This is a genomic window from Clostridium sp. UBA5988 (assembly GCF_002435615.1).
GTDB classification, from domain to species: domain Bacteria; phylum Bacillota; class Clostridia; order Clostridiales; family Clostridiaceae; genus Clostridium_J; species Clostridium_J sulfidigenes.
The window spans coordinates 1-13,370 of sequence record NZ_DJBA01000055.1 but is presented as its reverse complement, the minus strand read 5'-3'; the positions used below and the strand labels follow the sequence as shown (position 1 = coordinate 13,370).

The following is a 13,370-nucleotide window of genomic DNA, read 5'->3' as shown; positions in this document are numbered from 1 at the left end:
TATTAATAATTAAAATTATATCTTTACTTAAGCTTTTATAAAAATACTAATTTTGCATAAGCAAGGCTTTTATTTTATATAAAAATAAGACTTATTATTTGCTTCCCTCCGATGGTACTAACCATATCAGGTTCTTAGAGTTAGGACTTTCCTTCTCAGCCAAATTGGCACCCCTAGCTATCTATTAAATTATATTTATTATAACATTGCAGATTTACAAATTCAACTATACCATTCAATAAATACCTAATTGTGATCCTATATATATGAATAGTTTTTTATAATAATCACAAAATAAGGTTGAACGAAATGTTGAAGGAGGTTAAATTTATGAAATTAGAAGATAACCCTGAGCTACGTGAAAAAGCTAAACAAATGCTTATAGATGGTGAATCCTATGATAAAATTATGGACGTAACTCATTTAAGATTAAAGGATGTAAAAAGAATTGAAAGAGAAGAAGTAAGTAGTCATTTTTAGTTAATACAAAATACCCTGTAAAGTAATGCTCTATTTTGTGTGTTAAGCTTTCAGGGTATATTCTATTTTTGTATATGTTTTTGTCCTATATGTCTATTTTATGCTCTAGTATTTCAATAAATTTTGTAGTTGCTGGAGAAAGGGACACACTCTTTAAAAAGCAGAGCCCTATACTTCTTTTAGGTATTTCTTCCTTTAATTTCACTTTATATACTATGCCTTTTTCTAAATATTCTTTTGAAAATTCTTTAATAACACAGGCTATTCCTAAGTTTGCCCTTGCAAATTCTAATAATAAATCATAGGATCCTAATTCGATTTCAGCAGTAATTTTAATTCCTTTAGATAACATATATTTCTCTATGTATTGCCTTGATATAGATTTAGATTCTAATAATATTAATGGTAATTCTGTTATTTCTTCAAGGCTAATAGGTTTAGAGCAACGGTTCTTGTACTTATTTCCACAGACAAATATATCATGAATATCCATACATTCTCTAAGTTCCAGTGCAGAATCTTCAATAGGAAAATTACAAATTGCAATATCTATTTCCCCTGACTTTATACTAGCACAAAGCTCTAAGGTTGTGGCATTTATTATTTTAAACTTAATATTGGGATATTCCTTGTGAAATTGTTCTAAATAGGGTAATAAAAAGTATCTTGATATGGTATCTCCTACACCTATTTTTAAATCTCCTATCATCATATTTTTAATTTTTAAAAGTTTATCTTCTCCAACATGTATCAAATTCATGGCAGAGCTAGCATATTCAAATAAAATTCGACCCTCATTTGTAAGTATAACTCCTTTAGAAGTTCTTGTGAAAAGCCTTATATCTAATTCTCTTTCTAATTGCATAATAGATTGACTTACTGCGGGTTGAGTCATGTATAACTCTTTAGCAGCTCTTGAAAAACTTTCATGCTTTCCCACCATACAAAACACCTTATATAAATCTAATTTACTTATCATATAAGCACTCCTTATATCTACTATTTAATCTATTTATTTTACTTATACCACTAAAATGGTGTATATTACAAGAGTAGGTTTTAAAAAATAATGTAATTTTACATAAAGGAGATGTTATAATTGGAAAGAGTCGTTGGAACTGTTGTTAGAGGACTTCGTTGCCCAATCATAAACAAAGGAGATAACATTGAAGAAATCGTTGTAGATAGCGTGCTAACTGCTGCTAAAGTTGAAGGTTTCTCAATTAATGATAAAGATGTAGTTACTGTAACTGAATCTGTAGTTGCTCGTGCACAAGGAAACTATGCTTCTATAGACAATATTGCTAAAGATGTAAGCTCAAAGTTTGGTGAAGATACTGTAGGAGTAATATTCCCAATATTAAGCCGTAACCGTTTTGCTATATGCCTTCGTGGTATTGCAAAGGGTGCTAAAAAAATTGTTTTAATGCTTAGCTATCCTTCTGATGAAGTTGGTAACCATTTAGTAGACTTAGATATCCTAGATGAAAAAGGAGTTAATCCTTGGACAGATGTTCTAACTGAAAATCAATTCCGTGAACACTTTGGATTTAATAAACATCCGTTTACCGGTGTTGATTATATTGAATATTACAAATCTCTAGTTGAAAGCTATGGAATAGAGTGTGAAGTTATATTCTCAAATAATCCAAAAACTATATTAGATTATACAAAGAGCGTACTTACTTGTGACATTCACACTAGATTCAGAACTAAGAAAATACTTAAGGCAAATGGTGGAGAAAAGATTTATAGTCTTGATGATATTTTATCTTCATCAATTGATGGTAGTGGATTCAATGAAGCTTATGGACTTTTAGGCTCAAACAAATCTACAGAGGAAACAGTTAAACTTTTCCCTCGTAACTGCCAACCAGTAGTTGATAATATACAAGCTATGATTAAAGAGAAAACTGGAAAAACCGTTGAAGTTATGATTTATGGAGATGGAGCATTCAAAGATCCAGTAGGTAAGATTTGGGAACTTGCAGACCCAGTTGTATCACCTGCATATACTCCAGGACTTGAAGGTACACCAAATGAAGTTAAGTTAAAATATCTTGCTGATAATAACTTTGCTGATTTAAAAGGTGAAGAACTTAAGTCTGCTATCTCTGAATATATTAAAAATAAAGAATCTGATTTAGTAGGTGCTATGGAATCACAAGGTACTACTCCAAGAAGACTTACTGATCTTATAGGTTCATTATCTGACTTAACTTCTGGAAGTGGAGATAAGGGAACTCCTATAATCTTCATCCAAGGTTATTTCGATAATTACACAAAATAATACATGAAAAACTAATGTAATTTCTTATCCTACTTATATAAAAATAGCCCAAAGGATTTTCTTTATCCCTTGGGCTATTTTCTATACTTTATTTTTAATAGATTTTTCTTATATACACTGACTTACTTTTTATAAGAGCTCTTCAAAGATACAGTTCTATTAAATACTAGCTTTTCTTTAGATAATCTAGTATCTCTTATAAAGTATCCATGTCTTATAAATTGAAATCTACCCTCTTTGTTTAGTCTAAGAGCTGCTGGTTCAACAATTGCATTTTTCTTTACTTCTAAAGAATTCTTATTTATATATTCAAATAAATTATCCCCTGATGGAGCATCATTAAATAAATTCTCAAACAATCTAACTTCACAAGGTACTCCATACTTTGCACTTACCCAGTGAATTGTTCCCTTAACTTTTCTTCCAGTAAAACCGCTACCACTCTTAGTCTCTGGATCATAGCTACATCTAAGCTCTACTATTTCACCAGATTCATTCTTTATTACCTCATTACATTTTATAAAATATGCTCCCTTAAGTCTAACTTCTCCATCTAATACTAATCTATTATATTTCTTAGGTGGATTTTCACTAAAATCCTCTCTTTCAATATACAATTCTTTAGTAAAAGGCATCTCTCTCTTGCCTAAGTCTTCATTTTCACCATTATTTTCAATGGTTAAATACTCTAAATGTTCTTCTTGCAAATTTGTTATTACAACTTTTATTGGATCAAGAACTGCCATAACAGAAGGTACCTTTAATTTCAAATCTTGTCTTAATGAATTCTCTAGCATAGCAACGTCTACCAAAGTATCAGCCTTAGCAACTCCAATTTCTCTTAAAAAGTTTAAAATTGCCTCTCGTGTATATCCTCTTCTTCTCATTCCCTTTAAAGTTGAAAGTCTTGGATCATCCCATCCATCAACTTCTCCACTAGCTACTAACATCTTTAAATATCTCTTACTTGTAACTACTCCACTTAAATTCATTCTTCCAAATTCAATTTGTCTTGGTTTTGGATTATCTAAATCTAACTCATTTAAAACCCATTCATAAAGAGGTCTATGATCTTTGAATTCATTAGAACATAAGGAATGAGAAACCCCTTCAATATAGTCTTGAATTGGATGAGCATAGTCATACATAGGATATATGCACCATTGAGTACCAGTTTTATAGTGTTGTGTATAGGATATTCTATAAATAACTGGATCTCTCATATTCATATTGGGACTTGCCATATCTATTTTCGCTCTTAAAACAGCTTCGCCCTCTTTATATTTACCAGCCTTCATTTTATCAAATAACTCTAAGTTTTCTTCAATAGTTCTATCTCTATAAGGACTATTTTTACCTGGTGTTGTTAAAGTTCCCCTATACTCTCTTACTTCATCGGGAGTTAAATTACATACATAAGCCTTTCCCTTTCTTATTAAATATAAAGCATAGTTATATATTTTTTCACTGTAATCTGAACCATAAAAAAGTCTATCCTCATAGTCAAACCCCATCCACTTCATATCTTCAATAATAGCATCTACATACTCATGGTCTTCTTTACCTGGGTTAGTGTCATCAAATCTTAAGTTGAATTTTCCATTATACTTTTTAGCAATTCCATAGCTTATATTTATTGCATAAGCACTTCCTATATGGAGATATCCATTAGGTTCAGGAGGAAACCGAGTATGAATTTCATCACATTTCCCCTCATTAATATCTTCCTTCACTAGTCTATCTACAAAGTTTAAAGAATCATTTTCATTACACATATCCACTTAGTAAAGCTTTTTTCAAGCTTTACTAAATTCACCTCCAATTTATATATAAATTTTAATTTTAAGATTTTATAGTTTTTCACTTAACCAAATATAAAATTTGGAGTGACGTTGCTAAAGCAACTTTCTCGCTTTGATCTTGAGGAAACTCCTTCTCACATCTTTAGCAATATGAAACTCCTTCTCACATGCGTTCCAAGGAGTAAGTTTTACTTAGCTAAATCAAAGATTTAGAGTAATGTTGCTAAAGCACCTTTCTCGCTTTGCTCGTAAAGAAACTCCTTCTCACATGCGTTCCAAGGAGTAAGTTTTACTTAGCTAAATCAAAGATTTAGAGTAAAACTTAAAAACTCCCACCCTAGGACTGTTATAGTCCTTAGGGCGAGAGTTATATCTTCGCGTTGCCACCTAAATTCATAGATATGTCACCATATCAATCTTATCAAGTACGGTATTAAAAATACTTATACTCTAGTCCTGTAACGTAGACCTACGTCATAGCATCATCTTTAAAGAATCCGTATGAAGCTCAGAGCCTTGTTTCGATAAGTACTTCTTTACTCCTTTTCAGCACCTGGAGCTCTCTGTAAAAGAAATTAAATATCTACTTTTCTCATCATAGCTATTATTGATATTATTATCTATATTATACAAATATATTTAATTCGTCAATATAAAATTAAGAATATATTTTTAGTTTATTCGTGTAATCCAAATCCACTTATTATTAAGGTAGCCCAATCTTCATTTTCTTTTTCAATCCACTTATATTCTATATCCAGTTCTTTAAGCCAAGCATTAAGCCCATAACTTTTTTTGCTTACATTTGGAGACTTTCTTCCAAAGATTTCTTTTATAGTCTCAAGTAATTCAGCTTGTGCTTCTTGACCAAGAGGTCTATCAATTACATTGCTTATCTCTATACAACATTGTGCATAGGATGAATGATCTTCAAAATGCAGCTCATTAGCAAGGCCTATTCTTTTTTCATTTAATTCTTTAATTACCTCATTAATTTCATCAATATTTGATAAATATTTCTTAGCTACTCCCATAGAATCAATATCATTATCTAGTCTATTTATTTGCTTTTCTAATCTTTCATATCTCATATCTTTTTCTCACTTTACATATTTATTTTGCCATACATAGAGTTTGTATTTAACCAATAAAACTTCTTGTCTTAAGTTGCATTCTCATTTACATTTCTCTTAATGCCAATAATCTATTATAACATTAAAAATCATTGTTGCAATTAACTTCTTTCAATCTTAACTTTACTTCCACCTCTACCTGATTCCGCTGGCGTAATTACTAATTTTACTGGTACCCTATTTTTTATAGATTCTACGTGACTTATTATTCCTACCTTAAGTTTATCATTATGAATTCTCTCTAAAGAACTCATAACTACTTCTAGTAAATCATCATCTAGTGTTCCAAAGCCTTCATCTAAGAAGAATAGCTCTAAGGGTGCTGTTCCCTTAAGTTGAATTTCTGAGGATAATGCTAAGGCTAAAGCTAAGGATGTTAGGAATGTCTCTCCTCCTGAAAGTGTGGATGCATCTCTTGAGGCTCCTCCATTTTTATAGTCTCTTATTATGAATCTCCCCTGCTTATCTACTTCTAAACCATAAGTTCCACTAGTAATTTCCTTAAGTCTTTTAGAGGCTTCCATGGATACATATTTTAGTCTAGTAGCAGCTACAAACTCAACAAACTTTTTACCCTTAAATAGCTTTTCTAAATCATCAAGAAGAGCTAATTTATGATCTAATTTTTCTTTTTTATCTAACAATTCCTTTAACTCCAATAGTTTTTTCTTTATATAATTAACTTCTTCTGAACATCTTATATTTACTTCTGTAAAAACCTTTATTTCCTTTTCTTTTATAGCTTTTTCTTCTTGAACCTGCTGCCAAGCTTCTTCACTTACTTCTCTTCCATTTATCTTTATAAGTAAACTTTCAATAGCCCCATTAACCTTGGATATGCTGTTATTATACTCTTCAATAAATGTCTTTAATCTCTCTATTTCCACCTTAGAAATTACATTATCTTTAACCTGCTCTATATCTTCAAAACTTTCCTTCCTTAAGCAATCTTTTAAGTAAGTTCTTTCTTCTTCCTCTCGTTTATCTACCTGTCTAACCTTACTTATGATTTCTATTAAAGCTTCATTACAGCTTTTAAAGTCTTTTTCCATGGATTCCTTTTTCTTATCATAACCATTAAAGGAATCTTCTATAGTCTTTATTTCTTCCTGAAGCTGCATTAATAAGTCCTTGAGACTATCGAGATCTCCTACCTTAGCTTTTATTTGAAGCTCCTTCTCCTCTGCACTTTTTTCTTTTTCTATAAGGGCAGATTTTTCTTTAGCTAAGTTTTCTCTAAAAGAATTTATGCTTATTTGTAGGGATTCCTTGCTATCTATTAGATCATCTAATCCCTTTCTATACTTTCTTATGTTCTTTTCTAACTCTTCTCTTTCTTTTTCTATCCTTAATATTTCTTCATTTTTTTCTTGAAAACTTTCTACATTGATAGAATTTTTTATGTTATTTATATCATTTTCTAAAGCACTACTAGACAGAGTATTTTTATTAAATTCTAGCTCTACATCCTTATATTGCTTTTCCTTTTCTTCTACTACTGATTTAATAGTATTTCTTTTACCTTCTAAGGATAGTTTTTCTTCTTTTAAGGTTTTTATAACAGTCTCTAAAACTTCTTTATCTTTATTATACTGTGAAAGTTCTTTATCTAGTACTTTAAATTTATCTTCTAATATTGCTAGATTCCCAACTTTAAAATCATCCCCTAAAGCTTTTATTTCTAGTTCTTTAGCCTTAATGTTTTCTTCTAAATTTAAGATTTTAGTGTTGTCCCTAGTAATATTCATTTCTATTTCCTTAAGTTGATTTTCAAAGTCATGCAGTTTTTCATTTTTTCCAGTTAAGTCTAGGTTTTCTATATGCCTTATATTCTCAATATGATGCTCTAAAGAACCACAAACAGGACAAGGTTCACCCTTATTTAAATTTTCTCTAAGCTCACTTGCTAAAGTCTCAACCTGTAGCTCTAATATTTCTGCTTTTAACCCTTTAATGGCCTCATCTATCCTAGACTTATTTTTCTCATATTTATTTACTGCTTCCCTTAAATTTTTAATAATTTCTTCTGAGCTTATAATAACTTCAGTTGCAATGCTATATCTTTTAGTCTTTTCTGTTTCCTCAGATATCCTTCTTTGAAGATTCAAAAGATCAGTAGATTCTCCTGGACAAGTATTAATTAGTTTCTCTAACTCCTCTTCCTTTTCTATAAGCAATGCTTCCTTTTTACTAAGTTCTTCTCTGCATAAATCCTCTTTTACGTGTTCTTCTTCCATAAACTTTTTAAGTTTTGTTAAGGTTAATCTATCCTTATCTACTAAAGCTTTTAAGTCTAAAAATCTTTCATTAAGTCTAATACCCCTTTGAACCTTTTCCTTTAATTCACTATCTATCTTAAGGGCTTCAATCTTCATCTCAGTTTCTTTTATAACATTTCCACCTTTAAGAATTCTTTTATCTAAAATATCTATTTCTCCCTGAGCTTTCTGTCCCTGCTCATTTAAACTTTTAACACTTTCTCTTAACTCACTAATATTAACTTTTAAAGCATCTAAATTTTTCTTTTCTATTAAAGCATCCTTAACCTTTTCTTCTTTTACTTTTAAGTCAGGTAATTCCTTATCCTTTTTCTTTCTCCAAAAATTCCACTTACTTTCTAGTTCATCTTTTTCTACTTTTAATTTTTCATGTTGGAGATTTAAGGCATTTTCCTTTTCCTTCGAGGCTTTTAAATCTCTTAGAGTATTTTCATAGCTTTCTATATAAGGTAAAACCCTAGCTGCACCTTCACCAATTTTTAGTTTTTCCTTATACTCTTCTATTTCTTCAGCTTTTCCCATTAGAGCTTTTTTCTTTTCCTCATAGTCTTTAATATCTAAGCTTAACTTCCAAACTTCTTCTTTTTCCTTAAAATCTTCTGCTAACTTCTTAAGTTCCTCATTACCTTTTTTTAGTATATCTGTTGAAGCTTTTAGTTCATCCTCTTTTTCTTTTAATGTATCCTCATTTATATTTTCATAACCCTTAAGCTCACCAGATAGCTCCTTGTATTTACTTTCTTCCTTTATTACTTCAGCCTTAAGCTTACTTGAAAGATTATCACCATACTTTTGTAAGTTAAATAACCTCTCAAGCATATCTCTTCTCGTTCTACCCTCTAACCTTAAAAACTCACTAAATTTCCCTTGAGGTAACACTACAGTTCTAGTAAAATCCTCTAAACTTAATCCTATAATCTCTCTACAAGCTGCAGTAACTTCCTTCACCTTATCTGCTAAAATTATGGGCTCCTCTAAAGTCATGTCTACTATCTTACATTTTCCTGATATAGGATTCCCCGTTTTCTTATCCCTTTTAAATTCTCTATCTACAACATATCTCTTAGGCTTTGCTCCTGAAATTTGAAAGGTATAACTTAAAGCTAGGCTATCACAATTAGTATTTATAAAGTTTGAACTTTTTCTTGAAACCTCTCCATATAAAGCTAAAGTTATTCCATCTAATACTGTAGATTTTCCACTGCCAGTAGGTCCAAATATACCAAAAAAGCCTTGCTCCGTAAGTTTTTCAAAATCTATAAATTGCTCTTCATTAAAGCTATTTAATCCCTTAATTTTAAGACTAATTGGTTTCATTATCTTCGCCTCCTTCTTCTGAGATTATAGACATAAGTAAATCAACCACTTCATCCTCTGCATCTACTCCTCTTTCTCTTTTATAAAAATCTTTAAATATCTCTTCAAAGGATTTTTCAGAAAGACTCCTAGCATTTTCATCCTCTTCCTCCACACCTATAATCTTAGGCATAATTTCTAGGATATCTCTTTTTAATGTCTTCATTTTCTTTATTTCATCTTCATTTATATATCTATCTGTAGAAATTTCAAGATAAACCCAACAATTCCTATCCTTATTTTCCTCACACTTTAAGATAGCTTCCTCTACTCCATTACATTTCCACACCTCAATGGGCTTATAAACCTTTATTTCCACCTCTTCTATAAGGCTATCTTCTCCAGCCTTCACATCTACTATAAAACATTTATTTTTAAAGCTAATTTCCTTTTTATTATAATGAAGAGGTGAACCTGAGTATCGTGCTCTTTTATTAGTTCCAGGGACTATTTGGGGCTTATGCACATGACCAAGAGCTATATATTGAGCTGACTCTGGAAAACAACTGCCATTTACTATGTAGCTTCCTCCTAGTTGTATGCTTCTCTCTGAACCACTTTCTTCACTTCCCATGGCAAATAGATGTGATACTACTAAATTTATAGTGTCTTCTCTATAATGACCTTCTAAAGTATGAAATAATTCATGTATTCTATCACTATAAGACATTAATTTTTCTTCTTCACTTTCCATGCCACTATACAATATTTCATTTAATCTTTTTTCACTGGGATAGGGTACTGTTAATATAACTGCTCTTTCTTCATTAACTTCAATTTCAATAAATCCTTCTCCAGATTCAATAAGTCTGTGTTTTCCATAGCTCCCTGGTTGAACTACAGTTTTTGGAGTTCCCACCATAATTATTCCATGATCCATAGCTAAAGGACCTGCTGCCACTAATCTCTCTGGATTATCATGATTTCCCGATATTACAAGGGTTAGCCTTTCACCATTTCTAGAAATTCTCTTTAAAGTATCATAAAACATTTTTTCAGCTCTAGCTGGTGGATTACTTGTATCATAGACATCTCCTGCAATAATAACCAAATCTATATTATTTTCTTCTACTATATTTACAAAGTCCTTTAAAAATTCTTCCTGCTCATCCATCCTACTCTGACCCTCTAGATTTTTTCCTAGATGCCAATCTCCAGTATGAAGTATTCTCAATTTTGTTCCTCCTCCATTAATCTATATCTATTTCTTTAAACCCTATAAATTCCTCACCCTTAAATTCCATAACAATAATCCAAGGCATAATACTTTTTATTCTATTAAACTCTTCATATCCAAAGGTTTTATTATAATAATTCAATATTGTACTTAAAGCTGTGCCATGAGTTCCTATTACTACATTTTTGCCTTTATTCTCATTTAATATTTCTTTTAATGCTGTTATATTTCTCTCTTGCACCTGTCTAAGGCATTCACCCTTAGAAAGCTTGTACTCAAAATCCTCCCATTGACATTTTACAAATTCATTAAAATCATCTATCCATTGATCTGCAATAGTCCGCTCTCTCAAATCATCCTTAGTTTTTACTTCTAAATTTAAAGTATTTGCTAACTTCCTAACGGTATCTATTGCACGTTTATATGGACTAGAGTAAATAGCATCAATCTCTTTATTTTTTAATACTTTCTCTACTTTTTTACTATCCTCTTGCCCTTTTTGAGTTAGTGGTCTAATTAAATCTTCATGAATTGAAAAATCTGGTTCACAATGTCTTACAAAATATATATTGGTCATTTTTCCCTACCCCCTCTAAATAAACTATAATTCTATATTATTCTATTATACCTTAAGTTATTTTGTAGTATCATCTTTAATTAAAAACTTACTAGTATTTTTTGAATACTATTTAAGATAGGAAACTAAAAAAGAGTTATATCAAAACAATATTAATTAAACATTAATTTTGTTTTGATATAACTCTAATCTCATTTAAACACTTTATTCTTCTATACCATAGAATAATTCTATTACATCTCTATCTGGTTTTTTCCCAATATAACTTCCCATTAAGAATGTAATTATAGCTACCACAAGAGCTGGCACTATAGGTTGAACTCCCATTGGTGCAAACTTTGTGATATAAAATATTATAAAGGAACCAACACCGCAAATCATAGATATTATAGCTCCCATAGCATTAGCCCTTTTCCAATATAACCCAAAGACCACTGGACAAAAGAAAGCAGCCTCTAATCCACCAAAGGCAAATAGATTAATAAAAGTAAGTAATGATGGAGGTTGTATTGCAAGAATAAACACTATAAGCCCTATAATTGCTGTGGACCATAGACTCATTTTTGATATTTTCTTTTCAAAATCTTTACCTTCTTTTACATCATAATTTTTCATAATGTAGTTCATATATATATCTTTTATAATTGCAGCAGAAGATAAGATTAACATAGAGGATACCGTTGACATAACTGCTGCTAGTGGTGCTGCAAGAAATATTCCAGCAGCTACAGGATGCATAATATTAATTACTAAAGTTGGAATAACAGTATCTGAATTTGTAATTCCCTTTGGAAGAATTGCTGCAGAAAGTACTCCCGCTAAAAGCATTCCAAACATTAAAATAAAAAATACTACTGTTCCATAAATCATTGCATCATGCATGGATTTACTATTTTTAAACCCCATAGCTCTAACTGTATTTTGAGGAAGTCCAAGGGTTCCTACTCCTACTAATACCCAAAAGGACATAATGTATCCTTTACTAAAATGTTCACCAGATAAAGGGGTATTCCATACTGGATTAACTTCATTTAAAGTAGCTGAAATAGTATCCATTCCCCCGCCAACCTTTATAATAGAGTAAATAATCAGTCCTGTACCTATTATCATTATAATTCCTTGAATAGTGTCAGTAACAACTACTGCTTTAAAGCCTCCTATGGTAGTATATATAATTACTATTGTACCAAATAAAATTAGTCCTACCAAATAAGAAAATCCTGTAATAGATTGGAATAATACAGCTCCTCCAATAAACTGCGCCACCATAGTTACAATAAAAAATATTACTAAAGCAATAGATGCCATTATAACTACTGTGGGTGATTTATATCTTTTGTATAAATAATCTGTAACTGTTACAGCATTAATTTTTCTTGATATTATAGCTAGCTTTTTCCCTAAAATTCCCAAGGTCAAAAATGCTGTTGGAACTTGAGTTACTGCTACAAATACCCAGCTTAATCCTACAGAATAAGCAATTCCAGGTCCACCAATAAAACTGCTAGCACTAGTATAAGTTGCTATTAGTGTCATAGCAAGAACAAGCCCTCCCATGGATCTTCCACCTATGAAGTAATTATTAATAAATCCATTTTTAGAATTTTCTTTTGATGCATTTTTGCTAATCCAAACTCCTACAAATAAGTTTAATGCTAAATAAAGAATAATTGGTATTACAATTAACATTTTTTCCATACTACATTCCCCACTTTATTTTTCCTTATGATTATTCTTTTGTTCTTCATCATTTTCTAAATCCATATCCACAAATAAGTACTTTACAGTAAATGTTACTGCTACAATAAGTATTATTGGTCCTACAAAACTACTTAATACAAACCACAATGGTAGTCCCATTACATATTTATAAGTAGATGGATCTCCGCTTCCTAGCCCAAAGCCAGTAACATACCACCAAATAAAATAAAGTATATACAAAATAATAGAAATTATAGCTTCTTTATTCATTTGTCGATTCTTAGCTTTTTCTGATAATTTCATAATCTTACTCCTCTTGATTTCAACATAAATAAGTTTTCTAGAGCTGTACTATTTAGTAATAAGCTCTCATTTTAACAACATAGTAATATTATCACGTCACCATTGAGTTCACAATGGTTTTCATAATTTATTTTCCCCTAATATAGTATTTTAACTTAAATAAATATAAATCTTTTTAAAAAAATATTAAAAAACTATTGCATATTTATAAGTTATAGTTGTATAATTATGCAACAGTAATAAATTATTATAGATAGTGTAAAGTGTGGTAT

10 protein-coding genes, 1 riboswitch and 1 other annotated feature are annotated in these 13,370 nt (G+C 30.6%); of the genes, 2 read left to right on the top strand and 8 right to left on the bottom strand.

Annotation, left to right across the window (positions count from 1 at the left end; translation table 11 throughout):
* Positions 1–86: 86 nt before the first annotated feature.
* A riboswitch (TPP riboswitch) is annotated at positions 87–185 on the bottom strand.
* Positions 186–330: 145 nt separating this feature from the next.
* Positions 331–480, top strand: coding sequence for a hypothetical protein (locus B3J31_RS11990; RefSeq protein WP_167402733.1), 150 nt, complete (start codon positions 331–333; stop codon positions 478–480).
* 85 nt (positions 481–565) lie between these two features.
* On the opposite strand, the gene B3J31_RS11985 is transcribed toward B3J31_RS11990, so the two are convergent.
* On the bottom strand, positions 566–1,459 hold the full coding sequence (locus B3J31_RS11985) for a LysR family transcriptional regulator (protein WP_346874005.1): 894 nt from the start codon (positions 1,457–1,459) through the stop codon (positions 566–568).
* Between the two features lie 120 nt (positions 1,460–1,579).
* On the opposite strand from B3J31_RS11985, the gene B3J31_RS11980 reads away from it, so the two are divergent.
* Positions 1,580–2,770 (top strand): coenzyme F420-0:L-glutamate ligase, encoded by a 1,191-nt coding sequence (locus tag B3J31_RS11980; protein ID WP_150841823.1) that lies wholly within the window; start codon positions 1,580–1,582, stop codon positions 2,768–2,770.
* 122 nt (positions 2,771–2,892) lie between these two features.
* Here B3J31_RS11980 and B3J31_RS11975 read toward each other — a convergent pair whose 3' ends face one another.
* The 7 genes from B3J31_RS11975 to B3J31_RS11945 all read right to left on the bottom strand — a co-directional run bounded on the left by B3J31_RS11975 (position 2,893) and on the right by B3J31_RS11945 (position 13,098).
* Positions 2,893–4,545 carry a glutamine--tRNA ligase/YqeY domain fusion protein gene (locus tag B3J31_RS11975; protein WP_346874004.1) on the bottom strand — a complete coding sequence of 551 codons (1,653 nt, stop codon included), beginning with the start codon at positions 4,543–4,545 and terminating at the stop codon, positions 2,893–2,895.
* Between the two features lie 380 nt (positions 4,546–4,925).
* Positions 4,926–5,180, bottom strand: a binding site (T-box leader).
* 69 nt (positions 5,181–5,249) lie between these two features.
* Positions 5,250–5,663: a hypothetical protein gene (locus B3J31_RS11970; protein WP_346874003.1), complete on the bottom strand. Its 414-nt coding sequence runs from the start codon at positions 5,661–5,663 to the stop codon at positions 5,250–5,252.
* A gap of 143 nt (positions 5,664–5,806) precedes the next feature.
* A complete protein-coding gene (locus tag B3J31_RS11965) occupies positions 5,807–9,301 on the bottom strand; it encodes an AAA family ATPase (RefSeq protein WP_346874002.1) in 3,495 nt (1,164 codons plus the stop codon).
* Complete coding sequence (locus tag B3J31_RS11960; protein ID WP_346874001.1) at positions 9,288–10,514, bottom strand: exonuclease SbcCD subunit D; 1,227 nt, start codon at positions 10,512–10,514, stop codon at positions 9,288–9,290. Before B3J31_RS11960 ends, B3J31_RS11965 begins: the two co-directional genes overlap by 14 nt.
* A gap of 16 nt (positions 10,515–10,530) precedes the next feature.
* Entirely contained in the window at positions 10,531–11,094 is a 564-nt protein-coding gene (locus B3J31_RS11955; protein WP_346866927.1) for a histidine phosphatase family protein, read from the bottom strand.
* 204 nt (positions 11,095–11,298) lie between these two features.
* Positions 11,299–12,792, bottom strand: coding sequence for a sodium/pantothenate symporter (gene panF / locus B3J31_RS11950; RefSeq protein ID WP_150841817.1), 1,494 nt, complete (start codon positions 12,790–12,792; stop codon positions 11,299–11,301).
* A 15-nt stretch (positions 12,793–12,807) separates the two neighbouring features.
* A complete protein-coding gene (locus B3J31_RS11945) occupies positions 12,808–13,098 on the bottom strand; it encodes a DUF997 family protein (protein ID WP_150841816.1) in 291 nt (96 codons plus the stop codon).
* Positions 13,099–13,370: the final 272 nt, after the last annotated feature.

Coding starts and splice junctions, on each gene's coding strand:
- B3J31_RS11990 (WP_167402733.1), top strand. CDS start 331: ATGAAATTAGAAGATAACCCTGAGCTACGTGAAAAAGCTAAACAAATG.
- B3J31_RS11985 (WP_346874005.1), bottom strand. CDS start 1,459: ATGATAAGTAAATTAGATTTATATAAGGTGTTTTGTATGGTGGGAAAG.
- B3J31_RS11975 (WP_346874004.1), bottom strand. CDS start 4,545: ATGTGTAATGAAAATGATTCTTTAAACTTTGTAGATAGACTAGTGAAG.
- B3J31_RS11970 (WP_346874003.1), bottom strand. CDS start 5,663: ATGAGATATGAAAGATTAGAAAAGCAAATAAATAGACTAGATAATGAT.
- B3J31_RS11965 (WP_346874002.1), bottom strand. CDS start 9,301: ATGAAACCAATTAGTCTTAAAATTAAGGGATTAAATAGCTTTAATGAA.
- B3J31_RS11955 (WP_346866927.1), bottom strand. CDS start 11,094: ATGACCAATATATATTTTGTAAGACATTGTGAACCAGATTTTTCAATT.
- panF (WP_150841817.1), bottom strand. CDS start 12,792: ATGGAAAAAATGTTAATTGTAATACCAATTATTCTTTATTTAGCATTA.
- B3J31_RS11945 (WP_150841816.1), bottom strand. CDS start 13,098: ATGAAATTATCAGAAAAAGCTAAGAATCGACAAATGAATAAAGAAGCT.